This is a genomic window from Martinezella rhizogenes, assembly GCF_007002745.1.
GTDB classification, from domain to species: domain Bacteria; phylum Pseudomonadota; class Alphaproteobacteria; order Rhizobiales; family Rhizobiaceae; genus Agrobacterium; species Agrobacterium cucumeris.
The window spans coordinates 65,790-88,857 of record NZ_SGNY01000002.1 but is presented as its reverse complement, the minus strand read 5'-3'; the positions used below and the strand labels follow the sequence as shown (position 1 = coordinate 88,857).

The window sequence follows — 23,068 nt, the reverse complement described above, 5'->3', positions numbered from 1 at the left end:
TCAGGAGGTTGTCCATTGGCACGGGTCAAGGGTGCGTGGGGCTTTACCCCCCTCTGTCCTGCCGGACATCTCCCCCTCAAGGGGGGAGATCGGCAAGCGGCATTACCATCGCTTCATTCGCCGAGGTTGAGATGGGCGAGACCTTGCCCCAGATTGATCTCCCCCCTTGAGGGGGAGATGTCCGGCAGGACAGAGGGGGGTAAAGCCCCACGCACCTCCGGTCCGTTGCCAATGGAAAACCTCTCGAACGATCACAGCTAGAGCAGGTTTTCGCCCGAAATCCCGCTCCAATCATCATGCTCCAGCCGGAAGATCAGATCGGCGCTTTAGGGTAGGCTTTTTCAAGTCCCGCCGATGCCGTCAGCCCTTTGCGGAAGGCCAGATAAACGGGGTGCTGGCTGGTTTTGGCGGCTTCCGCGAGGCGAATCTGCAGGCGGGCAGGGGCGTTGGCGCCAAGCCATTCACCGGCGGCTTCCAGTTTCAGGCTGTTGAGGAAGCGGGCATTGGCCTGCTGGTCGAGATATAGATTGAGGCCGGCCAGCAGGTTTTCATCCTGCAAGGCGTTTTCCATCAGCAACGACACCCATGCCTTGTCCTCGCTTGCAAGCGACGTCAGTTTCGAAGCGACCGTTTCGCGATCGGGAAAAGAGGATGCCTGCTGCATGGAGTGAGTCCCGTTGTCGTTATCCGCCGTCGATAAAGCAGAGGTGTTGGGCTTTCAAGGCGCGGCGACTGCGGAATAAATTCGACTTTGCCGTGCCGGCGACCAAGGTTTTCAACAGGTGTTTGTACGAAAGCTTTAAATAACGGTTACACTTTAGCCTAAATTGAGGCGAAGGCCGAAATGCCGGTTTTGAAAGTCGCGCTCTAACACCTTGTTTTTTCATGCACCTATGCGCGGGGCGAATGGCAGCCCGGCGAAAAAGCCTTCATTTAGCCGCTTTTTGCATTTGCGTTCGTCGCCGGATTTTAATAAATGCTTCTTCCAACGGGCCGGGTCTTGAAGATCCCCCGGAGAGTGAATAGCTGGAGTAATCATGGAAGAAACCGCTCAGAAATCTTGCTGGGGCGTTACCTTGCGCGCACTTGCAGGCTTTGCCGCTTTTCTCGCATTGACGTACATTTTTGGCAGCCCATAAGCACTTCTCCTGAATTGACGGGTTTTGAAAACGGCGCGGTTTCCTCTGGAAACCGTGCTGTTTTCGTTTCAGCGATCTGCATGTCGCAGCCGCAAAAGCCGGTGACGCTCTTCGTTCTTGCCGAAGCGCCGGATTTCTCCGAAAATCCCGACAGATTTTGCATCCGACGCTGTGGTGGCGATCCGTCGCGGCTTTGGATATGATGATGGTGGAATCCATCAGTCAGGAAAAACTTCATGTTTCTTTCGGTCTTTGACGTCTTCAAGATCGGTATTGGTCCTTCAAGTTCCCACACGATGGGTCCGATGACGGCGGCCAACCGCTTTCTGGCGCTGATCCTCAGCGATGAGTGGCCGCGCCCGGCCGGTGCCAGCGTTTCGCGGCTGAAGGTCAGCCTGCATGGTTCGCTCGCCTTTACCGGCATTGGCCACGGCACCGGGCGTGCCGTCATTCTCGGCCTGACCGGCGAGCGGCCGGACCTTGTTGATCCCGACGCCATGGATGCGATCATCGAGACGGTGGAAAAGGCCGGCACGGTCACGCCGCCCGGACACCCGACCTACGAGTTCCGGGCTGCCGAGGATCTGGTATTTGACAAGAAGAACCCGCTGCCCGGCCATGCCAATGGCATGACCTTCTCCGCCTTCGACAATCAGGGCAGGCTGCTGGTCAAGCGCATCTATTATTCGGTCGGTGGCGGTTTTGTCGTGACCGATACCGAGTTGGAGGCAATCAAGCAGCGCGGCAAGACCATCGATAATGGTCCGCGCGTGCCCTATCCCTTCGCCTCGGCAAAGGAAATGCTGGAAATGGCGACCCGTTCCGGCCGCACCATCGCCCAGATGAAACGGGCGAATGAGGAGACGGTGGTTTCCCGCGACGAGTTGAACGACCGGCTCGACCAGATCTGGGAAGCGATGGATGGCTGTATCGAGCGCGGGCTGAAAGTCGACGGCATCATGCCGGGCGGCCTGAAGGTGCGCCGTCGTGCCCGTTCCATTTACGAAAAGCTGAATGCGGAATGGCGCAGCAACCGGTTCAATCCTGTCATGGCGAATGACTGGCTGAGCGTCTACGCCATGGCCGTCAACGAGGAAAATGCCGCCGGTGGCCGGGTGGTTACCGCGCCGACCAACGGTGCGGCGGGCGTCGTGCCGGCCACTGTCCGATATTTCCGGCATTTCCATGAGGATGCAACGGTTGACGACGTGCGTGACTTCCTGCTGACGGCGGCGGCAATTGGCGGCATCATCAAGCACAATGCCTCGATTTCCGGCGCGGAAGTGGGCTGTCAGGGCGAAGTTGGATCGGCGGCGGCCATGGCGGCGGCAGGTCTGGCGGCGGTCATGGGCGGCTCGCCCGAACAAATCGAAAATGCCGCTGAAATTGCGCTCGAACATCATCTCGGCATGACCTGTGACCCGATTGCCGGGCTGGTGCAGGTGCCCTGCATCGAGCGTAATGCGCTGGGGGCCGTGAAAGCTGTAACGGCGGCGTCGCTGGCGCTGAAGGGTGACGGCCAGCATTTCGTGCCGCTCGACGCCTGCATCGAAACCATGCGTCAGACCGGCAACGACATGAGCGAGAAATACAAGGAAACCTCCACCGGTGGCCTTGCCGTCAACGTTGTGGAGTGCTGAGCGGGCAGGGCGGCCGGCATCCTCCAGATGCTTGACGCCTGCCGCAAAAAGGCATTGATAGGAATATGCCTTTACATCTCATCAAACTTTGCGTTGGCGCGGATTCACTCCAGGATTTGAGAGACTGGGTCGCGCAGCGCTCGCTGACCGCGATGGCCGCAGGTCTGGAACCGCACAGCGTGCACACCACCCGCATGATCCCCAAAAGGGCCGAGGAATTGCTGGAAGGCGGCTCGCTCTACTGGGTCATCAAGGGGCAGGTGCAGGCGCGGCAGAAGCTTCTCGATCTCCGTTCCTTCAAGGGGGAAGACGGGATTACCCGCTGCGATCTCATTCTTGGCCCCGAAGTGATTGAGACGTCACCCGCGCCGAAGCGGCCGTTTCAGGGCTGGCGTTATCTCAAGGACGATGAAGCGCCCCGTGATCTCGGTGGCGGTGGTTTCGGCGGTGAGGACATGCCATCCGATCTGAGGCGCGAACTTGCCGAGCTTGGACTGCTCTGACACTTGTAGCTCTTTACGACAATGAAAAAGCCGGCCTCCTTGCGGAGCCGGCTTTTTCATTTGGGGAGACTTTAGTGGGGTAGCTGGTGTTAGCGGATGCCGCCAACCGCATTGGTGGCGCGGCCATCCTGAATTTTCACCCAGCGACCCGGATTGGCGGTGTCCTGACGCTTCAGGTAGGTATATTCGGTTTCCGACCAGTTCATGACCTTGTTGCGCATGTTGTCGAGTACGAAATCGCCGCGATCGGTACGAACGGTCAGAACGGCATGGCCTTCGCCATTCGGCTGCAGAACGACGGTGATAAGCAGGTTGGAAGCCGAGAAGCCCTTGTTCATCAGCATCTTGCGCTTCAGAAGCACGAAATCTTCGCAATCGCCAACCGTGGTGGGGTATGCCCAGCGCTCTTCAACGCCGTAGATTTCCATGTCGGTCATCGGCGTGATCGTGGTGTTGGCGGTGTAGTTGACGTCGAGCATCGCCTTCCAGCGCTCTTCGGTCAGCTTCATCGGGCCGGTGTCAACCGAGGTCGCCTGGCACTCGCTCTGATAGGTCTGGCAGAATTCATAGTGGCCGATCGGCGGATTGGCCTTGCCGATGACGCGCATGACGGCAGCCGGCGATGCGCTGGCCTGCTGGGCGAAGGCGCTGACGATGAATGCGATCAGGACGAAAACGATACGGTTGTTGTTCATTGCTTGTCTCCCCGTGTTGAGGAGACATTCGCAGGTATATTTTGATCCGGCGGAAATTTGCGAGAGGCAATTTGAGCTTAAGTTTCAGCAAATTAGCCGTTGTTTTGAATTGTATTTGAGTCAAATTTTACGGGTATTCGAAGCAAATTTTACTACAATTTTATGGATCGCGGCCTTAGGTTTTTGGTAGCCATTTATGCCGCTGTATTGACAGCGATTTTCTGGGCGGGGCGATTTTCACAGCCGCGTGAAGTCTTCAGGAGAAGCCGGGCGGGGGAGCGGATTTCCCGTTTTGGGATGGATGTTTCAGGTTGGGACGCCATGGAAAAGCGGCTAAAAAAACTTCAAAAAAACTGCTTTTTTTGCGGAAAAATGTTTTGAGCGAGCGCTTTGCGTTTCGATCTGCGCCATTGCCGAGCCGGAATTGAAGAGTTTGGTGTGCCACCACCGCGCATCCAAAGGGATGGGAAGTGGGGGCTGGGACGGCATCCCGCGCTGAAGTGTTTCAATTTCGCGGCGTCGTCCTTGCATCGGAAGCCCGTCGAAGCGGGTTGACGCGACGGGGGGGACTTCTCCGAGATCAAGGGTTTGGCTGGCTGGATTCTGGCGTAAGGTCGGACGGCGGAAAAGAAAAGCCGCACAGATGCCCATCAACACCGGGCGCACAGCCGTCACACATTCAGCGTGACGGAAGTGGGCTTGCCAGGAATGTTGGGCATTCCTGACGTCATGGATTTTCGGCTGTTAATGGCTGCGCAGGTGTCGCAGCGGCGACTTAGAGAAATTCGATCAGCGCGTCGGGAGACTGGACGCGGTCGAATTCGACTGCGACGCCTTCCATGAAGTGGCGCACAATCTTGCCGCTCATGTTCTTGCCGAGCTGGACCCGGCTGCCGAGCGGCGGACGGTTTTCGACTTCGATGGCCGCACCGGACAGGGAAAGGTCGATCAGCCGGCAGGAGACGAGCACGCCATCTTCCAGAACCAGATGCGCCTTGGCATTGCGCGGCGTCAGTCGGTCGTGGCGGCGGTCTTCCGGAAGGCCGAGAAGTTGACGCTTGGCGATCCATGCCAGCTGGGCGGCGAGCTTTTCCCGCTTGCGCTCCGGCGCATTGATGCTGATGACGAAGCCGGAGGCGGTGAGTGACGTTACCGAGCCTTCGATCCGGCCGATATGCTGGAGATAAGCGATGACGCGGTCACCATTGCGGGCCATGCCCGAGCAGGTGAACTGCGCTCTTTCGGCGGTCATCTCGGTTGCGGTGCAGTCATATTCTTCATGGTCGGGCAACATGAGGCGGCCGGAAAAGGACACGACGACGGCGTCGTCAAGCGGAACCTCTTCAACCGGACGCAGGATTTGGGCAGTGTTGACCGAACGAGATGAAAACATGGACAGCGCAATTGTAACGGATGATGATGACAAATCTCTACTCTGCGCGGGTTAACAGACTGTATTACTTGATATCTACAATTCTTACGATCGGCGATATCGTTACAGCTTTGACCTATTTTCAGCAAAGATTCCTGGTTGCAGGGCGCCATCCGTCCTCACATTGAAGGAGGGATGGGCCCCGTCAACAGCTCCCCGCGAATGGTGTGAAAGCCGTATGCGTGTTTTCCGAATGTTGCGTCTGCGCGATATCCATCTGCAGCAGGCGGCTGCTCTTCATCCAAAGGCAATTGATGGGGGTGGCGAATTCGTGACGCGGATGTGCCGGAAGCAAGGCGCCGAGCAGCCGCGGGGCGGTACCTTCGTCCGGACGCAGCGGCAGCAGCAGCATTTCGAATGCCAGCGGTGCTGCGCCATAGTCATCCTCCGCCTCGACATCGAAGACGACGGGCAATTGATGTTGCAGGATACCGCGCGCGACGCGGCAGGGGAAAACGGCTTTTGCCGCCGGCCATAGTTCCGAAAACGGGCGGTCGCGCAATTCCCGGCCAAACAGGTCACAGATGCGCGTGCCGGCGAGGCGGAAGAAAGGCGCTTCCTCTCCCTTTTCCGTCAGGATGAAGAGATCACCGAGATGATGTTTCAACTTTGCGGGATCGATGTCTTCGCGACGGGGTGCGGGCCTGTTGCCGCGCAACTCGTCCCAATAGTTATATATGTCCAGTCCGGCCATGCTTTTCATAGCGCCGTTCTCCATGTTCGCTTTTGGGACATCATGTCCATTCGAACGCCTGTATGGGGAGGTGTAGCGATTTTCATGCCAGCCGGTTTTGTTAAGGTTAACAAAGGGTTGATATTGCGCGGCGATGAAGCCCGTGGCATCGGTGCGGCCATGTCGGGGACAAACTCCGGTCAGCACAATTGATGGCAGCGCCCGTGATTTTACGGCGTGGCCGCAAGCCGGACTGCCTTTGGCGGCGGCGCTTGAACCGACCCCGGTTTTGGCGTCAGCTGCGGGAAAGGCAGGACGGCTTTTTTTTCGTCCGGGCTTCCTATATTGCTCGGAAGATAGAAATTTCGACAAGACAGGGATGCGATCATGTCCTACGGGGACGGCGAACAGCCGCCGGTTTCGGAAACGCCGGAGCCGAAAGACGACACGAACAATCCCGTCTTCAACCTGCCGCCGCTTCTCGTCGGCATATTGGCGGCGCTCCTGGTTGCCTATGTGGTTCCTGCCTATCTCCTGTCGGAGGATGGCAACGGCTGGTTCATCTTCACCTTCGGCTTCATTCCGCTGCGTTATGCCGTGCCTTTCTCCCAGCAGGGTCTGGAATGGCTCTGGACGCCGGTCAGTTATTCTTTCCTGCATGGCGGCATCGAACATATTCTGTTTAACGGATTGTGGCTGATGGCCTTTGGCGCACCGGTTCTGCGCCGGATCGGAACATTACGCTTCGTGCTGTTATGGTGCATTTCCGCCGCCGTTTCGGCCTTCGGCCATGCGGCGTTGAACTGGGGCGATGTCACGGTGCTGATTGGCGCGTCCGGCGTTGTTTCGGCACTGATGGGAGCAGCCTGCCGGTTCGTTTTCCCCGCCCGTGGTGGCTACAATGCCTCTTTCGGCCATCTGATGCCGCGGCAGGGCATTCTGGAGGCGCTGTCCAACCGCACCGTACTGATCTTCACGCTCATGTGGCTGTTCGGCAATGTGCTTATCGCGGTCGGCATACCGCTGTTCGGCGATGTCGGTGGTGAAATCGCCTGGGACGCGCATGTTTTCGGCTTTCTGCTGGGCTTCCTGTTCTTCGGCCTGTTTGATCGCCCGCTGCGCTAAAACGGGCCCGGCAGAGGCGCGCCACGGTTTGTGGCGGCGCGTCGAAGCGATCACGCTCCTTGTCGGCCATGGCGCAAATTTGCTTGGGCGCGTCCCATCCGGGATTGCATTCACACGGGCCTCAGCGCACCATGCTTCATGATTTGCAACCGCCGGGGGAGACTGCGGCGTGCTGTGATCGCTGAAAAGAGGAGGAAGGCATGCCAACATTCGTAAAGGATCTTCTCGACCGCAAGGGCCGGGATGTCGTGACCGTGGGGCCGGAGGTCAGCATCGGCGAGGCAGCGGGAACGCTGCATGCGCACAAGATCGGTTCGGTCGTCGTGACGGATGCCGATGGTGTCGTTCTCGGCATTTTCACGGAACGTGATCTGGTGAAGGCCGTGGCTGGCCAGGGCGCCGCTTCCCTGCTGCAATCCGTCTCCGTGGCCATGACCAAAAACGTCATCCGCTGTCATCACAATTCTACCACCGACGAGCTGATGGAAATCATGACCGGTGGGCGTTTCCGCCATATTCCAGTCGAGGAGAATGGCCGCCTTGCCGGTATTATCTCCATCGGTGACGTGGTGAAGGCGCGGATCGGCGAGATCGAGGCCGAGGCGGAACACATCAAGGCCTATATCGCAGGATGACTTTGCGTCCCGGTTGGAGGCGGCCGGGAAATGCGTAAAAACAAAAAGGTAGAGCGTTTTCGCCTTTCGTAGAAAAGCGGAAATGCTCTAGCCGGAACTCATGCGTCGTCTCGCGTCACAAGTCGCCATTGAAGGAAGTCGGCTATTTTAGTGGATATTTCCACGTAGAACTCTCGCCGCTCATCATCGGAGCAGACGATTTCAACCCGATTGAACTGCGAAATGAATGTGCCATTGCTGGACCAGTTGCCCTCGGCCGTTTCTTTCACAATGGTGATGTCGATCCATGGCTGACCGTCTGCCGATCCAAAACTGACGGCGTTTCTGCGTCTGAGCTGAGGCTGCCCTTCCAGAAATCCGATTAGCAGAGCCGTATCGCATAATGTGTTTTGCGCGGCTGGAGGCAGGATTGAGATATACCAATACATGGGCTCATGAAAGCTCGGCGTTTCATCCATCCGTTTCACATGATTTATGAAGCTGGAGACGTGTCACAGTGGCCGGCGCTAACGCCGGAACGCCTGCTGCATGCGCTCCAGTTCGGGAATACGGGCGCGCGTTTCCTGATATCCCCTGTCGATGGCTTCGCTGGCGCGATGGAATTCCGACAGGCCGATATCGTTGATGCGCGGATGCAACATGAGGTCGGGCGGATCGCCGGCGAGGCGCGAGCGTGAAATCCGGTCCTGAATGATGTTAAAGGCCTGTACCATGACGCCCGGCAGGCCGGGGCGCGGGGTGTTTTCCACGGCCGGAGCGGAACCTGAATGTGGCGAAGCTGCATGCTTGACCACGGCGGAGCGGCCAAACAGATCGTAATTGAGGTTGACGGCAACGACCAGCGCCTGCTCATAGGCCCGGCAGACCGAAACCGGCACGGGATTGACCAGCGCGCCGTCGATCAAAGTGCGGCCGTTGCATTGCACCGGTTCGAAAATTCCCGGCAGCGCATAGGATGAGCGAAGTGCGGTGACGAGGTCGCCCTGATGGATCCAGACCTCATGGCCGGTGCGCAGTTCCGTGGCGACGGCGATGAAGGGATGTTCGAGGTTCTCGACGCGCAGGCCTTCCAGATGTTCCTGCATGCGTTTGGTCAGCCGCATGCCGCCAAACAGGCCGCCGCCGCCGATCGTCAGGTCAAGCAGGCCGGCAATACGGCGCATGGTCAGCGAACGGGCGAATTCTTCAAGCTCATCAAGCTTGCCGGCCAGATAACACCCGCCGACCAGAGCGCCGATCGAGGTGCCGGCAATCATGCCGATTTTCACGCCTGCCTCGTCCAGCGCCCGCAGGACGCCGATATGGGCCCAGCCGCGTGCGGCCCCGCCACCGAGCGCCAGCGCGATGCGGCGCGTATCAACGCGCTCGCTGACGATGGGCGGCTCCATGTCTTCGGGGTTTCCAGCCGCGAGCTGATTGCGACGATTTCCCCATCCCAACATGATCGCACTCCCTGCCAGTTCCGTGAGGCTCCGTCCTATCCCCGGAACCTGTTATATTGGTAGCAAATTGGTGCGGCCGATGGAAGCCGGCCGTTTAGGTGCCGGAATAGGTGGTTGCTGGATCAAAATGGCGGGTATCGTCGGTGATTTTGGTCACGGCTTTGCCATCAGACATTTCCACGGTGCGATAAAAGCAGGAGCGGCGGCCGGTATGGCAGGTGGCATCATGGCCAGCGACGGAGACTTTCAGCCATACGGCGTCTTGATCACAATCGGTGCGGAATTCCTTCACCGTCTGCAGGTTGCCGGATGTTTCGCCCTTCTTCCAGATCTTGTCGCGCGAGCGGCTGTAATAGTGGGCGATGCCCGTTTGCAGCGTCAGCGACAGGGCTTCGGCATTCATATGGGCGACCATCAGCAATTCACCGTCGCGAGCGTCGGTGACCACGGCGGTAACGAGGCCGTTGGCATCGAATTTTGGCGAAAAAAGGCCTGCGTTTTCGAGCACTTCCTTATCCGCTGGCGCGGATGGAAAGGGAATGGACATGGTAACCCCGGAAACTGAACTGGCGGAACGATCAGAGCGGCGAAAGAACGGAATCGATTCCGCCACTCCAGGTCTTATCTGATCACCGGATTTCCCGAAAACCGCGCTGTGCGATTCGGTCCGATGCCTAGCGGTTCCGCACCATGGTCATGAAGCGGACCTGCTCGGCCGGGTCGTTCTTGAACGAGCCGGTGAAGCTGGTGGTCAGCGTTGTCGACCCCTGCTTGTTGACGCCGCGCATCGACATGCACATATGTTCGGCATCGATCATGACGGCCACGCCACGCGGTTTCAGCGTTTCCTCAATGGATCTGGCGATCTGCGCGGTCATGTTTTCCTGCGTCTGCAGGCGGCGGCCGAAAATCTCGACAACGCGGGCAATCTTCGACAGGCCAAGCACGCGGCCAGCCGGAAGATAGGCGACATGCGCCTTGCCGACGATCGGCACCATATGGTGTTCGCAATGGGAGAAGAACGGGATGTCGCGCACCAGCACCACATCGTCATAACCGCCGACTTCCTCGAAGGTCGTGCCGAGCACGTCCTGAACATTCAGCTCATAACCGGCGAAGAGTTCGCGATAGGCCTTGGCGACACGCTTCGGCGTATCCAGAAGTCCTTCACGGGCAGGATTTTCTCCCGCCCAGCGCAGAAGAACGCGTACTGCTTCTTCAGCTTCCGCCTGGCTTGGGCGAGCCTCGGCCACGTCGGGTTTTGTGCCAGCGCCGGGGAAATTCTTCACGATCGCATCCATTTCGTCTCTCCCGATGCGGGTAAAGGCCGCACCTGAACTCGTTTTTCATCGCGAACTCATGTTCGCAGTTGCTGCTATCTGGTTGTTTTACAGCATTTTGGCAAGGCCGCTGCTGATAATTCGGTATCGAAGCCGTTAATTTCATCATGGCTTGATGTCCAGAAAGCTCGTTAGCATATAATGAGAATGAAGGGCAGGAAAGCTTCACTGCGACAAACGCTGTGTTTGAAAAATCTGACCTGTCCCGTTTTGGGCATTTTGAGCGCGCCGGACACCTGACGATGGATGACATCTACAATAACCGCATTCTGGACTTTGCCGGGAATATTCCGCTGATCGGTGTTCTTGAGGATGCCGATGCCAGCGCCGAAAAACACTCCCGGCTATGCGGCTCGAAGCTCAAGGTCTATCTGAAGGTGAAAGACGGCATCGTGACCGGATTTTCGCACGAGGTTCGTGCCTGCGCGCTCGGTCAGGCGTCTTCTTCCATCATGGCGCATCATGTCATCGGCGCTTCCAGCGGTGAAATCCGCCAGGCGCGGGAAGATATGCTGGCGATGCTGAAACAGGGCGGCGAGGGGCCGACGGGCCGTTTTGAGGATATGCGGGTGCTTTCCCCCGTCCGGGATTTCAAGGCCCGCCACGCCTCCACCATGCTGACTTTCGAAGCGGTGGTCGATGCGCTCGACCAGATCGAAGGCCGGCCGGTTCTGAACGCTGCGGGTTAGACGATGTGCGGCGAACCGGGCTGCCGGCACCAGCAGACAGCGGTGAAAGCCGGACGATCCCGCAACTGGGCTGGCGCTTTCGCCAAAACACCGGGACGGCTTTTCGGCGTCGGTTTTATCAGGCTTTATCAGCTCACACTTTCCGGTTTCATCGGCAATTCCTGCCGCCATATCCCCACCTGTTCCGAATATGGTTATGAGGCGATTGCCCGCCACGGGCTTTGGGCAGGCGGCTGGATGACGCTGTTTCGCGTGGCGCGCTGCGGCCCGGGCGGCACCAGCGGGCTCGACCCGGTGCCGGAAACGCTCGGTGAAAAGCGACGCTGGTGGGCACCCTGGCGTTACTGGAGCCTGCGCAGATGAGTGAGTATGTGGCGCTGCTGCACAGCATCGTTCTGGGCGCCGGCAAGCGGCTGGTGATGGCCGATCTGCGGGCGATGGCCGGGGAACTGGGATTTCAGGACTGCAGAACGCTGGTTGCCACCGGAAATCTGGTCTTTCGTGGTGAGGCAGCCCCCGTTTACGAGATCGAGGACAGGCTTGAGCGCGCTTTTGAGGCGCGGTTCGGCAAACATGTCGATATACTCGTTCGGGCGGGTGGCGACTGGCTGAGGCTGGCGTCAGACAATCCGTTTCCGCATGGCAATTCTCCTGACGTCTGCATTCGGGTGATGCGGGAGCCGCTTGGTGAGGACGTTCTTGGATCACTCGAGAAATATCGTCAGCAGGAAAAGATTGCCGTCGTCGGCGGCGACCTTTGGATCGATTTTCAAGGCAAGCCGAGCGAGAGTCGGTTGCTGTCAGTCCTGACCACGAAAAGGCTTGGCGTAGGCACGACCCGTAACGCCAATACCGTCAACGGGCTGGCGAAAATGCTCGGCTGAAATGCCCTTCACCTTTGACTGGAATGGCAAAAGCCTTTATCAGCCTGCCTGTTCGCTTATCGCGGGCAAATCATTATTCCAACACCACCCGCATTCGTTGGCGGGACTGGACAGGAGCACTAGACGATGTCTGAAGCCATTTCCCTTACATTTCCCGATGGATCCGTGCGCAGCTACCCCGCCGGTACGACCGGCCGTGAGGTCGCCGAATCCATTTCCAAATCGCTTGCCAAGAAGGCTGTCGCCATTGCGCTTGATGGCACCGTGCGCGATTTGTCCGAGACCATCACCGATGGCAAAATCGAGATCGTCACGCGTGAAGACGGGCGTGCGCTGGAGCTCATCCGCCACGATGCCGCGCACGTGATGGCTGAGGCCGTGCAGGAGCTGTGGCCCGGCACGCAGGTGACGATCGGTCCAGTGATCGAAAACGGCTTTTATTACGACTTCGCCAAGAACGAACCTTTCACGCCGGAAGATCTGCCGAAGATCGAAAAGCGGATGAAGGAAATCATCCAGCGCAACAAGTCGTTTACCCGCGAAATCTGGTCGCGCGAAAAGGCCAAGGAAGTTTTTGCCGCCAAGGGCGAGAACTACAAGGTCGAGCTGGTTGATGCCATTCCAGAAGGCCAGGACCTGAAGATCTATTATCAGGGTGACTGGTTCGATCTTTGCCGTGGCCCGCATATGGCCTCCACGGGGCAGATCGGTACGGCCTTCAAACTGATGAAGGTGGCCGGCGCCTATTGGCGCGGTGACAGCAACAATGCGATGCTGTCGCGTATCTATGGCACCGCCTGGGCGACGCAGGAAGAGCTGGACAATTATCTCCACATTCTGGCCGAAGCTGAAAAGCGTGATCACCGCCGCCTCGGCCGCGAAATGGACCTGTTCCATTTCCAGGAAGAAGGCCCGGGCGTCGTGTTCTGGCACGGCAAGGGCTGGCGCATGTTCCAGACGCTGACGGCCTATATGCGCCGCCGGCTCGCCAATACCTATCAGGAGGTCAACGCACCGCAGGTGCTGGACAAATCGCTGTGGGAGACCTCCGGTCACTGGGGCTGGTATCAGGAAAACATGTTCGCGGTGAAATCCGCCCATGCCTTTACCCATCCCGATGACGAGGAAGCCGATCAGCGCGTCTTCGCATTGAAGCCGATGAACTGCCCCGGTCACGTTCAGATCTTCAAGCATGGCTTGAAGTCTTACCGCGAAATGCCGGTTCGCCTTGCGGAATTCGGCAATGTCCATCGCTACGAGGCATCGGGCGCGCTGCATGGCCTGATGCGCGTGCGTGGCTTCACACAGGACGATGCGCATGTCTTCTGCACGGAAGAGCAGATGGCGGCGGAATGCCTGCGCATCAACGACCTGATCCTCTCGGTTTACGAGGATTTCGGTTTCAGCGAGATTGTCGTCAAGCTTTCGACCCGTCCGGAAAAGCGCGTCGGTTCCGACGATCTGTGGGACCGTGCCGAAAGCGTGATGACGGATGTTCTGCATACCATCGAGGAACAGTCCGGCGGGCGCATCAAGACCGGCATCCTGCCGGGCGAGGGCGCTTTCTACGGGCCGAAGTTCGAATATACGCTGAAGGACGCCATCGGCCGTGAATGGCAGTGCGGCACGACGCAGGTGGACTTCAACCTGCCGGAGCGCTTCGGCGCCTTCTATATCGACCAGAATTCCGAAAAGACGCAGCCGGTGATGATCCATCGCGCCATCTGCGGTTCGATGGAGCGCTTCCTCGGTATCCTGATCGAGAACTTCGCCGGTCATATGCCGCTGTGGTTCGCGCCGCTTCAGGTTGTTGTTGCCACCATCACCTCGGATGCCGACGATTACGGTCGCGAGGTTGCTGAGGCGCTGCGCGAGGCGGGCATGGTGGTGGAGACCGATTTCCGCAACGAGAAGATCAACTACAAGGTCCGCGAGCATTCGGTGACCAAGGTTCCGGTCATCATCGTCTGCGGCCGCAAGGAAGCGGAAGAGCGCACCGTCAACATCCGCCGCCTCGGTTCGCAGAACCAGACGCCGATGTCGCTGGAAGACGCGATTACCAGCCTCGTGGACGAGGCAACGCCGCCGGACGTCAAGCGCAAGCTTGCGGCGAAAAAGCAGGTTGCCTGATGAAGATGACGGCCCCTTCGGGGGCCGTTTTCGTTTTTGGGTGAGGGGCGCTAAAAGCTCTCTGCACGTCATCCTCGGGCTTGACCCGAGGATGACGCGGAGTGTGATGGGATTTCAAGGCACTTCGTCTCTGAACAGGCAGCGAAACCTACTCAAAATCCCCGGTCATATCTTCCGGCGCCTGATCCTTCATCAGCACTTCCACATCGGAATCCCGACCGGACGTAACCTTGAAGTTGCGCTGGAAGACCTTGTCCTTGTTGCGGGCGATGGCGGTATATTCGCCTTCCGCCAGCACCATGGTTGAGAAAGCGCTCACACTTTCATTCACCACGTCGCCGCCGCCGTTCAGCACCGACCAGGCCGTATCGGCGATCGCTTCGCCGCCTTCTTCAGAGACGAGCTTGAGGGTAATCTGCGCTGCCTGATGCTGCAGGGTCGCTTCGGTGAGCTTGCCGGCTTCCACCTGGATATCGGCGCGCACCACTGCATTGACGTTGCCGTATTCGGAAACGACGTGATAGGTGCCGGCGTTGAGGCGAACGACGGTATTGGGCTTGATGTCGGCCATCACCAGGCCGCGCTCGCCATCCGGGCGGGCATCGGAGGAGTAGACCGAGAATTTCAGCTGGTTGCCGGAGATCTGCTTGTCGGACCCCGCAACTGCATTCAGCACGAAACCGCCGGCATCGAGAATCAGCACCTGCTTCTGGACGTTGCCTGATGTCGGAATATTGAGTTTCTTGGTGACGCCGGCGCGGCCGAAGGCGACGTTGACGAAATATTCGCCGGGTACCAGATGGAATTCCGCCGAGCCGCCCTCCGAGCTTGCCAGCATCGGCAATTTGCCATCGGCACCCGGAATGGGGCTGAAGACGCGCCAGGACAGACCTTCCTTCACGGCTTCGCCGCCGCTCGTCAGCTTGGCTTCCATGGCGATATCGCGGGCGGTGCTTTCCGGGGCGTTGGGTGCTGTCGGTGCGGTGAAAGCGTTGAGCTTCGGCATTTTCGGCGTGCCGCCGAGCTGCTTGAAGTCTTTAAAGGCGTCCTGCGAAAAAGCGGCTTGTGATAAAACGCCGAGCGCGGCGCACGCAATGGCCAGACGTGTCGCGAATTTCGCCGCGAATTTGATTGCCGACATTTTCGATACCGATTGACTTCTTGATTTTCCCGGATCACTTCAAAACCAATGCCATGGCTATTTCAAGGCCCATAATTTCGCGATGACAGCAGAATGGAAGATTTTTGATCATGACCAGCGATATCAAGCTCCTCGACTACCTCAAGGTCCGCCGCTCCACGCCCGCTATGCAGCTTGCCGAGCCGGGGCCTTCCAAGGGGCAAATCGAGGAAATCCTGCGCCTTGCCGTGCGCGTGCCCGACCATGGCAAACTCGCCCCCTGGCGTTTCGTGGTTTATCGCGGTGAAGATCGTGTGCGTCTCGGTGAGACCGCGCTCAGGATCGCGCTTGAGAAAAACCCGGAACTGGACCTGCAGCAGCAGGATGCCGAGCGCACCCGCTTTACCCGCGCGCCCGTCGTCATTGCCGTCATCAGCACCGCCAAGCCGCATTTCAAGATCCCGGAATGGGAACAGGTCATGTCGGCCGGCGCTGTCTGCCTCAATGTCATCTTCGCCGCCAATGCCAATGGTTTTGCCGCGAACTGGCTGACGGAATGGCTTGCCTTCGACACGGCTTTTCTGACTGAAATCGCTGTCAGCGCCGAAGAGAAGGTGGCGGGTTATATCCATATCGGCTCGACGACATTCCCGCCGGTGGAGCGGCCGCGTCCGGAGCTTGCCGATATCGTCACCTGGGTTGGGGACGTCTGATGTTCTACACCACCGACACCAACCGGCATGGCCTGCCGCATGACCCGTTCAAGGCCATCGTTGCGCCGCGGCCAATCGGCTGGATCGGCTCGAAGGGCAGGGAGGGCGTGCTGAATCTCTCGCCCTATTCCTTCTTCAACGCGATTTCGGACCGGCCGAAGCTTGTGATGTTTTCCTCCAGCGGCCGGAAGGACAGCCTGCGAAATGTCGAGGAGACCGGTGTTTTCACCGCCAACCTCGTCAGCCGCCATTTGATCGACCGGATGAATGCATCTTCTGCAGCGGTTGCCTACGATGTGGATGAATTCGCCCTTGCCGGATTGACTGCCGTTGATGGGCAGGTGGTGGATGCGCCCTTTGTGGGCGAGGCGCTGGCGGCACTGGAATGCCGTGTGACCCAGATACAGCAGCTGAACGATATCGATGGAAAGCCGTCGGAGTCGTGGATGGTGATCGGTCAGGTCATGGCGATCCATATTGATGATGCGATCATTGTTGATGGCCGCATCGACATGGGGCTTGCACGCCCCGTGGCGCGCATGGGGTATATGGACTACTGCGATGGCGGCAGCGATGTATTCCAGCTGCAGCGTCCCTCTACTGCGCCGTAAATATATTCCTTCGCCGGCAAGGGTTAAATTTTATGGTGAACCAAACGTAAACCATTTGCGCCTAGAGTTTTATACATGGTGGCGGCGATGATGCCGTCATCCATTGTTGCGAATGTGTTTCGAGGCTCAGGTGATCGTACAGGCATTTCTTCGCTGGTCTGAAAAGGCTGGATCGACCGAGCGGGCGAAAGCCGCCAATGCTCTTGGCCGTGCCTATCTGCATTCCGACATGGCGCGGGAAAACCGCGACGCTGCCTATATGGCGATGACCTATCTGCTCGACGACCCGTCGCCGCGTGTGCGGCTGGCGCTTGCCGAGGCGCTGGCGGATGCCGATGACGCGCCGCGCGCCATTCTCGTTTCACTTGCCGAAGACCAGCCGGAGATCGCCTGCACGGTGATTGCCCGTTCGCCGGTCCTTACCGAAGCCGATCTGGTCGACCTTGCCGGGCGCGGCGAGAGCCTGACGCGGGCCCTCATCGCCGCAAGGCCGGGCCTGCAACGCGGGGTCTGCGCGGCGCTTGCCGAAGTCGGCGATCTCCCGGAAACCATCATTCTTCTCGAGAATGACGACGCCTTCATCACGCCGTTCTCGCTGCGACGCATTGCCGAGCGCCATGGCTGCGACGCCGATATTCGCGATCTCTTGCTTTGCCGTGAGGCGCTGCCCGCTGATGCGCGGCACCTGTTGATGGCGCGTGTCAGCGAAGCTCTGGCGGGCTCGGCGCTGGTTCATGCGCTCATCGCACGCAACCGCGCCGACAGTATCTTCCGCGAGGCGGAGGATTCCGCCACCATCCTCATTGCGGCAGCCGTTTCGTCGCCCGAACTGCCGGCGCTGGTGGAGCATCTGCGCCAGAGGCTGGAATTGACCCCGGCGCTGCTCATCCACGCCGTCTGCTCGGGCCGGCTGGAATTCTTCACGGCGGCTATAGTCAACCTCTCCGGTCTCGAAGACCGCAAGGTACGCGCCATCCTGGCAACCGGGCGGCCGCATGCGTTGAAGGCCCTGTTCCAGTCGATCGGTCTTTTCGGTGACGCCGTCGATGTCTTCATCGAGGCGACGCTGATGTGGCGGCGCGCCGCCCGCTCGCAGCTTTCAGAGGCGGCCGCTTCCGTCTCTGCCGAGTTGCTGGCGCATTTCCGCAATGTGAACGGTTCCGAAACGTTGTTCGAACTGCTGCATGCCGTGCGCAAGCTGGCGATTGCCGAAGAACGGCAGAAGGCCCGGTATTATGCCGAGGCACTGACGGTTGAGGCTGCGTAACGTCCGGTTTTCCGCGGTTGCATCCTCTCATCCTCATTCCTGTGACAAGCACAGGAATGAGGGCAGTGGCCGCTTTCCTCTCACAGGAAACCTCTACATTGCAGCTGGAAAGAAAGCGGACGTGACATTTCCCGCAATCATTTATCGAACCGCTTTGCGATCCATGAATAGCTGTTTTCAACCATCCTCACCGGCGTTCCCAGGAAATGCTTTATGCCTTCGGTGGAGGGCAGGATACGGCCGACGCGGCTGATTGCCTGTTTGGTGAGGCTTTCCTCTTCCTTCGGCGTAACCGCTGCCGATGCCTGCGGTGCCGTATCAGCCGGTGCCGTCGCGGCAGGGGGCTGCGTGCCGGCCGTCTGCGGCGTCTGTTCGCCCGGTGTCTGGCAAACGGCCACCACGACCGGGTAGGAGGCATTGGCGTAGCGCTCCAGCTCCTTTTCCGAGACGGCGTCGCAAAGCTCGATGCTTGTCCAGCGCTGCTGCGAGGTGGCAAGGTAGTGGCAGTCGGTGGCGCTGTCGTCGCAGCCAAGGAAGGTCATGAGAACGAGGGCTGTTTTCATGGGATGTGTTGCCTCTGTCGGGAATAATGCTCTAGAAACTCATCTATCCGGATTGCAGTGACATTACGACGAAATACGCATTTTTTGAGAGAAAGCAGGCATCGCATTGGCCACCGAAATCAAGCTTGAAACACCCCGGCAGGAAGCGGTTCTGCGCCTCATCGACCTTTCCAATGCCTATATGGCGTCACTTTATCCCGCCGAGAGCAATCACCTGGTCGATATCGGCCTGCTGGAGAAGGACAACGCCTCGTTTTTTGTGGCGCGCCATGATGGGCGTGTTGTCGGATGTGGTGCGCTGGTGGAGGCGGGCGATGGCACGGCGGAAGTGAAGCGCATGTTCGTTGATCCCGACGCGCGGGGATTGCGGATTGGCAAGCTGATCATGGATACGCTTGTTGCGCGCGGCGTCGAACTTGGCCTTACCGCCATCCGGCTCGAAACCGGCATCAGCCAGCCGGAAGCGATCGGTCTTTACCGCAAGGCGGGGTTTGTGGAAATCGAGGCCTTTGCGCCCTACAGGCCGGATCCGCTCAGTATGTTCATGGAAAAGGCGCTTTAGGGCGAAGGCATGGATTTGCCGGATGGACCGGCGATGGTGACGTTTAAGACGTCGCCATAGCATCCGCCCACGTCACCCCGGATTAGATCCGCGGTTCAGCGCGATCAGGTCCTTGATCGCGAGATACTCTTTTCACGGCGCAGACGCGCCGTGACTGGATGCCGGATCAGGTCCGGCATGGCGGAGGAGATGTGAACGATCTTCGTCTGCCATCTGGCGTTTCAGGCAATCGCCCTTCGCCGCAGCGTTCTGCAATCAAAACGCCGCTTTTCGAAACGCCGTCGTTTCGTCGCTTTCGTCTTCACGCGAGATGGCATCGGCGACCGGATCGTCCTGCGTGGGCGGTGGGGGCGGGGTCTCGGTGCTTACGGCGGCGGAGATTTCCACTTCACGCACCCATTCGCGCCAGATTGCCACCAGCAGCGCCATCAGCACCGGGCCGATGAACAGGCCGAGGAAACCCATGGTCTTGACGCCGCCGACGAGGCCGAAAAAGGTCGGCAGGAAAGGCAGCTTGATCGGCCCGCCGACGAGTTTCGGGCGGATGGTCTTGTCGACGATGAAAAGCTCGACCGAACCCCAGACGAACAGCGCCAGACCGTAAGCCGGAGAGCCGCTGGCAACCAGGTAGATCGACACCAGCGTAAATGAGAGCGGCGCGCCGCCCGGAATGAGGGCCATGACGCCTGTCAGTACGCCAAGCGTGACGGGCGAGGGCACGCCGGCGATCCAGTAGGCGATGCCGAGGATGATGCCTTCGCCGATGGCGATCAGCGTCATGCCCGTGACGGTGGAGCTGATCGTGGCGGGCACGACGCGGGAAATGCGCTCCCAGCGTGTCGGCAGGATGCGTTCACCGACGAGATCGACCTGGCGGGAGAAGCCGGCGCCGTTGCGATAAACGAAGAACAGCGCGATCAGCATGAAAAGCAGGGTAAGGACAAGGTGGAAGGCACCGTTGCCGGCGGCAAGGATCGCCCTATAGATATTGCCGATATTGGCGCCGCTGACGAGCTGTATGACTTCACCGATGGCGCCCGGCGTGCCGATATATTTCACCCATTGTTCGCTTAGCCACGGGCCTATGCCGGGCAGCGCGGCGATCCAGTCCGGTACAGGAGCGCCCGCCTTGTTGACGTGCACCGCCCAGCCGAACCATTCGCGGATTTCGCTTGCCGTATAGGAGGCGGCGATAAAGATCGGCACCACGAGAAAGGTAAGGATGAGAACGATGGCGATGGATGCGCCGAGCGTGGTGTTGCCGCCCACCTGTCGCAGAAGCCGCGTATAGACCGGCCAGCTGGCAAAACCGATGACGAGGGCGGCGAGAACCGGAACCAGAAAGCCGTGGAAGAAATAGGTGCCCGCAAGGGCAACGAGAACGAGCAGCCAGCGCGCAGCCGAGATGGGCGGGATCAGGGCGATCCGCGTCGGACTGGCGGGACCAAGCCATCTCGGTTCGCCACTCTGCTTACGACTGTCATTGTTACTCACGGCAGGCTCTTTCTCGCATTCTCCCCCGAAGGGATGCATTCACTCTGTCACACCGATACATATAAGTGCAATATAACCCGATCACATTACCGTTGTGTGTTTATTGCCGAAGCTATTGAACGATTTTGGTAAAAATAGAACATCGGTCTTGGCGCGCGCATTGAAATATGACAATTGAACTCCCGTTTTCTGCGGCGCGAATTTTGCCGCACCCGCTCTCCAGGTCATGCCATGCTTCGCCGTTTCTTCGCCTATTATCGTCCCTATCGCGGTCTCTTCATCCTCGATTTTTCCTGCGCGGTCCTGTCCGGCGTGCTCGAACTCGGTTTTCCCATGGCGGTGAAGGCCTTTGTTGACGTGCTTTTGCCGGGCGGGGAATGGGCGATCATTCTTGCAGCCTCGGTGGGCCTGCTGGTCATCTACGTGCTGAATACCGGGCTGATGGCGACAGTCACCTATTGGGGACATATGCTCGGCATCAATATCGAGACCGACATGCGGCGTCTGGCCTTCGATCACCTGCAAAAACTCTCCTTCCGTTATTTCGACAACCAGAAGACCGGCCATCTGGTCGGGCGGCTGACCAAGGATCTGGAAGAGATCGGCGAGGTGGCCCATCACGGGCCTGAGGATCTGTTCATCGCCATCATGACCTTCATCGGCGCGTTCCTGCTGATGATGTCGGTCAATGTGCAGCTGGCGCTCATCACCGCCGCCGTCGTGCCCGTCACCGCCTGGGTGACCAGCCGTTACGGTGGCCGCATGACGCAGAATTTTCGCGCGCTTTACGGCCGGGTGGGGGATTTCAACGCCCGCATCGAGGAAAATGTCGGCGGCATGCGGGTGGTGCAGGCCTTTGCCAATGAGGACCACGAGCGCGCGCTGTTCGAGAAGGACAACCAGAAATACCGCCGCACCAAGCTCGACGCTTACAAGATCATGGCCGCCAGCACCTCCCTGAGCTATATGAGCATGCGCCTGACGCAGATGATCGTGATGATCTGCGGTGCCTGGTTCGTGCTGACGGGCAGCCTGACGGAAGGCGGCTTTGTAGGCTTCCTGCTGCTGGTCGGCGTGTTTTTCCGCCCGGTGGAAAAGATCAATTCGGTCATCGAGACCTATCCGAAGGGCATTGCCGGTTTCCGCCGGTTCACCGAGCTTCTCGACACGGCGCCGGATATTGTCGATGCGCCCGACGCAATCGAGGCGCCGGCACTTTCCGGCAGCATCGAATATCGCCATGTCGGTTTCGCCTATGCCGAGGGCAAACAGGTGCTCGCCAATATCGACCTGAAGATCAGCGCCGGCGAGACGGTTGCCTTCGTCGGGCCTTCGGGGGCGGGAAAGACGACGCTCTGCTCGCTTCTGCCGCGCTTTTACGACGTCTCCAGCGGTGCGATCACCATTGACGGCATTGATATCCGCAAGATGAAACTTGCCTCGCTGCGCAACCAGATCGGCATCGTGCAGCAGGATGTCTTCCTGTTCGGTGGCACGATCCGTGAGAATATCGAATATGGCAGGCTTGGCGCCTCTGACGAGGAGATCATGGATGCGGCGCGGCGTGCGCGGCTGGATGGCGTGATCGAGGCCATGCCGCTCGGGCTCGACACCGTCATCGGTGAACGCGGCGTCAAATTGTCCGGTGGGCAGAAGCAGCGCCTCGCCATTGCCCGCATGTTCCTCAAGAACCCGCCGATCCTCATTCTGGACGAAGCGACCTCGGCGCTCGATACGGAAACGGAGCGGGCCATCCAGCAATCGCTGACGGAGCTTGCCAAGGGGCGCACGACACTCGTCATCGCCCACCGGCTGGCAACGATCCGCGATGCCTCGCGCATCGTGGTGGTGGACCAGACTGGCATCGCCGAAACCGGCGCCCATGCGGAACTTCTGGCTGCCAAGGGCCATTACAGCCGGCTGCATGAGGCGCAGTTCAGCGGGCACCTTGCGGGCCTGAGCTGAGCTGATGGAGAGCAGCGCTTCCTGCGCTGCCGCTATCCGCCGTTTTCCGCTGCCTGTTCCTCGACGATGCCGGGATTGGGTTCCGGCTTGCCGGGGTGGCTGGTGACGAGATAACCCATGGCGACCGCGGCGGCGACCACAAACAGCAGCACGATGCCGCTGATCGTCATCAGCCAGTCACGCGGCCTTCTATGTGCCATGATATATCTGGGCCATCGCCTCGGATGGTTCACCAGGCTGAATTTGCTGCCGTCTCGCATGAACTTCCCCGGAATTGGATTGCTTCTCTGGAGATCAACGCAGGCGCGCGTGCCGCTGTTCCGTAACGGCAGGGGCAGGGGTGATGACAAGGCCGTGAGGGCCGTTACCTGAACGGCATACCTTCGTCATCGAAGGCCGGGCATCGAAGACGGAGTGATGCGCCGGCCATTCTTCAATTTACAATG

The 23,068-nt window shown here is 59.2% G+C and carries 26 protein-coding genes; 13 read left to right on the top strand and 13 right to left on the bottom strand.

From position 1 onward, the window contains the following. Positions 1–313: 313 nt before the first annotated feature. Entirely contained in the window at positions 314–664 is a 351-nt protein-coding gene (locus EXN68_RS05945) for a hypothetical protein (RefSeq protein ID WP_142840055.1), read from the bottom strand. A gap of 407 nt (positions 665–1,071) precedes the next feature. Further along, the gene (locus EXN68_RS27385) at positions 1,072–1,377 is read right to left on the bottom strand and encodes a hypothetical protein (RefSeq protein ID WP_161991223.1); all 306 of its coding nucleotides are present in this window, start codon (positions 1,375–1,377) and stop codon (positions 1,072–1,074) included. Between EXN68_RS27385 and EXN68_RS05935 the strand changes: the two genes are divergently transcribed. Together EXN68_RS05935 and EXN68_RS05930 are read left to right on the top strand one after the other, a co-directional pair. After that, positions 1,376–2,779 (top strand): L-serine ammonia-lyase, encoded by a 1,404-nt coding sequence (locus EXN68_RS05935; RefSeq protein ID WP_142840054.1) that lies wholly within the window; start codon positions 1,376–1,378, stop codon positions 2,777–2,779. The genes EXN68_RS27385 and EXN68_RS05935 overlap by 2 nt on opposite strands. A 65-nt stretch (positions 2,780–2,844) precedes the next feature. After that, on the top strand, positions 2,845–3,282 hold the full coding sequence (locus tag EXN68_RS05930; RefSeq protein WP_142840053.1) for a DUF1489 family protein: 438 nt from the start codon (positions 2,845–2,847) through the stop codon (positions 3,280–3,282). An 89-nt stretch (positions 3,283–3,371) separates the two neighbouring features. Here the strand turns inward: EXN68_RS05930 and EXN68_RS05925 are convergent, their stop codons facing one another. The 3 genes from EXN68_RS05925 to EXN68_RS05910 all read right to left on the bottom strand — a co-directional run bounded on the left by EXN68_RS05925 (position 3,372) and on the right by EXN68_RS05910 (position 6,112). Further along, positions 3,372–3,977: a transglutaminase-like cysteine peptidase gene (locus EXN68_RS05925; RefSeq protein ID WP_046798293.1), complete on the bottom strand. Its 606-nt coding sequence runs from the start codon at positions 3,975–3,977 to the stop codon at positions 3,372–3,374. A 775-nt stretch (positions 3,978–4,752) separates the two neighbouring features. Beyond that, positions 4,753–5,370: a PilZ domain-containing protein gene (locus EXN68_RS05915; RefSeq protein WP_142840051.1), complete on the bottom strand. Its 618-nt coding sequence runs from the start codon at positions 5,368–5,370 to the stop codon at positions 4,753–4,755. Positions 5,371–5,554: 184 nt separating this feature from the next. After that, positions 5,555–6,112, bottom strand: coding sequence for a PAS domain-containing protein (locus EXN68_RS05910; protein WP_142840050.1), 558 nt, complete (start codon positions 6,110–6,112; stop codon positions 5,555–5,557). Positions 6,113–6,469: 357 nt separating this feature from the next. Here EXN68_RS05910 and EXN68_RS05905 point away from each other — a divergent pair, with 357 nt between their 5' ends. Together EXN68_RS05905 and EXN68_RS05900 are read left to right on the top strand one after the other, a co-directional pair. Further along, positions 6,470–7,207 (top strand): rhomboid family intramembrane serine protease, encoded by a 738-nt coding sequence (locus EXN68_RS05905; protein ID WP_142840049.1) that lies wholly within the window; start codon positions 6,470–6,472, stop codon positions 7,205–7,207. Between the two features lie 200 nt (positions 7,208–7,407). Beyond that, a complete protein-coding gene (locus tag EXN68_RS05900; RefSeq protein WP_142840048.1) occupies positions 7,408–7,842 on the top strand; it encodes a CBS domain-containing protein in 435 nt (144 codons plus the stop codon). 98 nt (positions 7,843–7,940) lie between these two features. Here the strand turns inward: EXN68_RS05900 and EXN68_RS05895 are convergent, their stop codons facing one another. From EXN68_RS05895 to folE, 4 genes are all read right to left on the bottom strand, one after another. After that, the gene (locus EXN68_RS05895) at positions 7,941–8,300 is read right to left on the bottom strand and encodes a hypothetical protein (RefSeq protein ID WP_237681369.1); all 360 of its coding nucleotides are present in this window, start codon (positions 8,298–8,300) and stop codon (positions 7,941–7,943) included. Positions 8,301–8,348: 48 nt separating this feature from the next. Continuing rightward, entirely contained in the window at positions 8,349–9,284 is a 936-nt protein-coding gene (locus EXN68_RS05890) for a patatin-like phospholipase family protein (RefSeq protein ID WP_142840047.1), read from the bottom strand. Between the two features lie 94 nt (positions 9,285–9,378). Then, the gene (hisI, locus tag EXN68_RS05885) at positions 9,379–9,831 is read right to left on the bottom strand and encodes a phosphoribosyl-AMP cyclohydrolase (RefSeq protein WP_142840046.1); all 453 of its coding nucleotides are present in this window, start codon (positions 9,829–9,831) and stop codon (positions 9,379–9,381) included. A 127-nt stretch (positions 9,832–9,958) separates the two neighbouring features. After that, entirely contained in the window at positions 9,959–10,585 is a 627-nt protein-coding gene (gene folE / locus EXN68_RS05880) for a GTP cyclohydrolase I FolE (protein WP_142840045.1), read from the bottom strand. Positions 10,586–10,866: 281 nt separating this feature from the next. Here folE and EXN68_RS05875 point away from each other — a divergent pair, with 281 nt between their 5' ends. The 4 genes from EXN68_RS05875 (at position 10,867) to thrS (ending at position 14,327) form a co-directional block, all read left to right on the top strand. Next, positions 10,867–11,313 (top strand): iron-sulfur cluster assembly scaffold protein, encoded by a 447-nt coding sequence (locus tag EXN68_RS05875; protein ID WP_142840044.1) that lies wholly within the window; start codon positions 10,867–10,869, stop codon positions 11,311–11,313. A gap of 3 nt (positions 11,314–11,316) precedes the next feature. Then, the gene (gene yidD, locus EXN68_RS05870) at positions 11,317–11,676 is read left to right on the top strand and encodes a membrane protein insertion efficiency factor YidD (protein WP_142840043.1); all 360 of its coding nucleotides are present in this window, start codon (positions 11,317–11,319) and stop codon (positions 11,674–11,676) included. Further along, a complete protein-coding gene (locus tag EXN68_RS05865; protein WP_142840042.1) occupies positions 11,673–12,197 on the top strand; it encodes a DUF1697 domain-containing protein in 525 nt (174 codons plus the stop codon). Before yidD ends, EXN68_RS05865 begins: the two co-directional genes overlap by 4 nt. A 126-nt stretch (positions 12,198–12,323) precedes the next feature. Beyond that, a complete protein-coding gene (gene thrS / locus EXN68_RS05860; RefSeq protein WP_142840041.1) occupies positions 12,324–14,327 on the top strand; it encodes a threonine--tRNA ligase in 2,004 nt (667 codons plus the stop codon). A 148-nt stretch (positions 14,328–14,475) separates the two neighbouring features. Here the strand turns inward: thrS and EXN68_RS05855 are convergent, their stop codons facing one another. Continuing rightward, positions 14,476–15,468, bottom strand: coding sequence for a hypothetical protein (locus tag EXN68_RS05855; RefSeq protein WP_142840040.1), 993 nt, complete (start codon positions 15,466–15,468; stop codon positions 14,476–14,478). Between the two features lie 110 nt (positions 15,469–15,578). Between EXN68_RS05855 and EXN68_RS05850 the strand changes: the two genes are divergently transcribed. The 3 genes from EXN68_RS05850 (at position 15,579) to EXN68_RS05840 (ending at position 18,038) form a co-directional block, all read left to right on the top strand. Further along, positions 15,579–16,160 (top strand): nitroreductase family protein, encoded by a 582-nt coding sequence (locus EXN68_RS05850; RefSeq protein WP_142840039.1) that lies wholly within the window; start codon positions 15,579–15,581, stop codon positions 16,158–16,160. Beyond that, positions 16,160–16,771 (top strand): flavin reductase family protein, encoded by a 612-nt coding sequence (locus tag EXN68_RS05845; protein ID WP_142840038.1) that lies wholly within the window; start codon positions 16,160–16,162, stop codon positions 16,769–16,771. Before EXN68_RS05850 ends, EXN68_RS05845 begins: the two co-directional genes overlap by 1 nt. Positions 16,772–16,883: 112 nt before the next feature. Further along, positions 16,884–18,038 (top strand): DUF2336 domain-containing protein, encoded by a 1,155-nt coding sequence (locus tag EXN68_RS05840; RefSeq protein ID WP_142840037.1) that lies wholly within the window; start codon positions 16,884–16,886, stop codon positions 18,036–18,038. 137 nt (positions 18,039–18,175) lie between these two features. Here EXN68_RS05840 and EXN68_RS05835 read toward each other — a convergent pair whose 3' ends face one another. Then, positions 18,176–18,601, bottom strand: a complete 426-nt coding sequence (locus EXN68_RS05835) for a hypothetical protein (RefSeq protein ID WP_142840036.1) — start codon at positions 18,599–18,601, stop codon at positions 18,176–18,178. A 106-nt stretch (positions 18,602–18,707) separates the two neighbouring features. On the opposite strand from EXN68_RS05835, the gene EXN68_RS05830 reads away from it, so the two are divergent. Next, complete coding sequence (locus EXN68_RS05830) at positions 18,708–19,163, top strand: GNAT family N-acetyltransferase (RefSeq protein ID WP_142840035.1); 456 nt, start codon at positions 18,708–18,710, stop codon at positions 19,161–19,163. A 255-nt stretch (positions 19,164–19,418) separates the two neighbouring features. Here EXN68_RS05830 and EXN68_RS05825 read toward each other — a convergent pair whose 3' ends face one another. After that, positions 19,419–20,657 (bottom strand): AI-2E family transporter, encoded by a 1,239-nt coding sequence (locus EXN68_RS05825; RefSeq protein WP_142840034.1) that lies wholly within the window; start codon positions 20,655–20,657, stop codon positions 19,419–19,421. Positions 20,658–20,888: 231 nt separating this feature from the next. Here EXN68_RS05825 and EXN68_RS05820 point away from each other — a divergent pair, with 231 nt between their 5' ends. Next, complete coding sequence (locus EXN68_RS05820; protein ID WP_142840033.1) at positions 20,889–22,622, top strand: ABC transporter ATP-binding protein; 1,734 nt, start codon at positions 20,889–20,891, stop codon at positions 22,620–22,622. A gap of 32 nt (positions 22,623–22,654) precedes the next feature. Here the strand turns inward: EXN68_RS05820 and EXN68_RS05815 are convergent, their stop codons facing one another. Further along, positions 22,655–22,882, bottom strand: a complete 228-nt coding sequence (locus EXN68_RS05815) for a hypothetical protein (protein WP_142840032.1) — start codon at positions 22,880–22,882, stop codon at positions 22,655–22,657. Positions 22,883–23,068: the final 186 nt, after the last annotated feature.

Bases quoted from the DNA above. Each gene is read 5' to 3' on its own strand.
- EXN68_RS05945 (WP_142840055.1), bottom strand. From the start codon at position 664: ATGCAGCAGGCATCCTCTTTTCCCGATCGCGAAACGGTCGCTTCGAAA.
- EXN68_RS05935 (WP_142840054.1), top strand. From the start codon at position 1,376: ATGTTTCTTTCGGTCTTTGACGTCTTCAAGATCGGTATTGGTCCTTCA.
- EXN68_RS27385 (WP_161991223.1), bottom strand. From the start codon at position 1,377: ATGAAGTTTTTCCTGACTGATGGATTCCACCATCATCATATCCAAAGC.
- EXN68_RS05930 (WP_142840053.1), top strand. From the start codon at position 2,845: ATGCCTTTACATCTCATCAAACTTTGCGTTGGCGCGGATTCACTCCAG.
- EXN68_RS05925 (WP_046798293.1), bottom strand. From the start codon at position 3,977: ATGAACAACAACCGTATCGTTTTCGTCCTGATCGCATTCATCGTCAGC.
- EXN68_RS05915 (WP_142840051.1), bottom strand. From the start codon at position 5,370: ATGTTTTCATCTCGTTCGGTCAACACTGCCCAAATCCTGCGTCCGGTT.
- EXN68_RS05910 (WP_142840050.1), bottom strand. From the start codon at position 6,112: ATGAAAAGCATGGCCGGACTGGACATATATAACTATTGGGACGAGTTG.
- EXN68_RS05905 (WP_142840049.1), top strand. From the start codon at position 6,470: ATGTCCTACGGGGACGGCGAACAGCCGCCGGTTTCGGAAACGCCGGAG.
- EXN68_RS05900 (WP_142840048.1), top strand. From the start codon at position 7,408: ATGCCAACATTCGTAAAGGATCTTCTCGACCGCAAGGGCCGGGATGTC.
- EXN68_RS05895 (WP_237681369.1), bottom strand. From the start codon at position 8,300: ATGGATGAAACGCCGAGCTTTCATGAGCCCATGTATTGGTATATCTCA.
- EXN68_RS05890 (WP_142840047.1), bottom strand. From the start codon at position 9,284: ATGTTGGGATGGGGAAATCGTCGCAATCAGCTCGCGGCTGGAAACCCC.
- hisI (WP_142840046.1), bottom strand. From the start codon at position 9,831: ATGTCCATTCCCTTTCCATCCGCGCCAGCGGATAAGGAAGTGCTCGAA.
- folE (WP_142840045.1), bottom strand. From the start codon at position 10,585: ATGGATGCGATCGTGAAGAATTTCCCCGGCGCTGGCACAAAACCCGAC.
- EXN68_RS05875 (WP_142840044.1), top strand. From the start codon at position 10,867: ATGGATGACATCTACAATAACCGCATTCTGGACTTTGCCGGGAATATT.
- yidD (WP_142840043.1), top strand. From the start codon at position 11,317: ATGTGCGGCGAACCGGGCTGCCGGCACCAGCAGACAGCGGTGAAAGCC.
- EXN68_RS05865 (WP_142840042.1), top strand. From the start codon at position 11,673: ATGAGTGAGTATGTGGCGCTGCTGCACAGCATCGTTCTGGGCGCCGGC.
- thrS (WP_142840041.1), top strand. From the start codon at position 12,324: ATGTCTGAAGCCATTTCCCTTACATTTCCCGATGGATCCGTGCGCAGC.
- EXN68_RS05855 (WP_142840040.1), bottom strand. From the start codon at position 15,468: ATGTCGGCAATCAAATTCGCGGCGAAATTCGCGACACGTCTGGCCATT.
- EXN68_RS05850 (WP_142840039.1), top strand. From the start codon at position 15,579: ATGACCAGCGATATCAAGCTCCTCGACTACCTCAAGGTCCGCCGCTCC.
- EXN68_RS05845 (WP_142840038.1), top strand. From the start codon at position 16,160: ATGTTCTACACCACCGACACCAACCGGCATGGCCTGCCGCATGACCCG.
- EXN68_RS05840 (WP_142840037.1), top strand. From the start codon at position 16,884: ATGTGTTTCGAGGCTCAGGTGATCGTACAGGCATTTCTTCGCTGGTCT.
- EXN68_RS05835 (WP_142840036.1), bottom strand. From the start codon at position 18,601: ATGAAAACAGCCCTCGTTCTCATGACCTTCCTTGGCTGCGACGACAGC.
- EXN68_RS05820 (WP_142840033.1), top strand. From the start codon at position 20,889: ATGCTTCGCCGTTTCTTCGCCTATTATCGTCCCTATCGCGGTCTCTTC.
- EXN68_RS05815 (WP_142840032.1), bottom strand. From the start codon at position 22,882: ATGCGAGACGGCAGCAAATTCAGCCTGGTGAACCATCCGAGGCGATGG.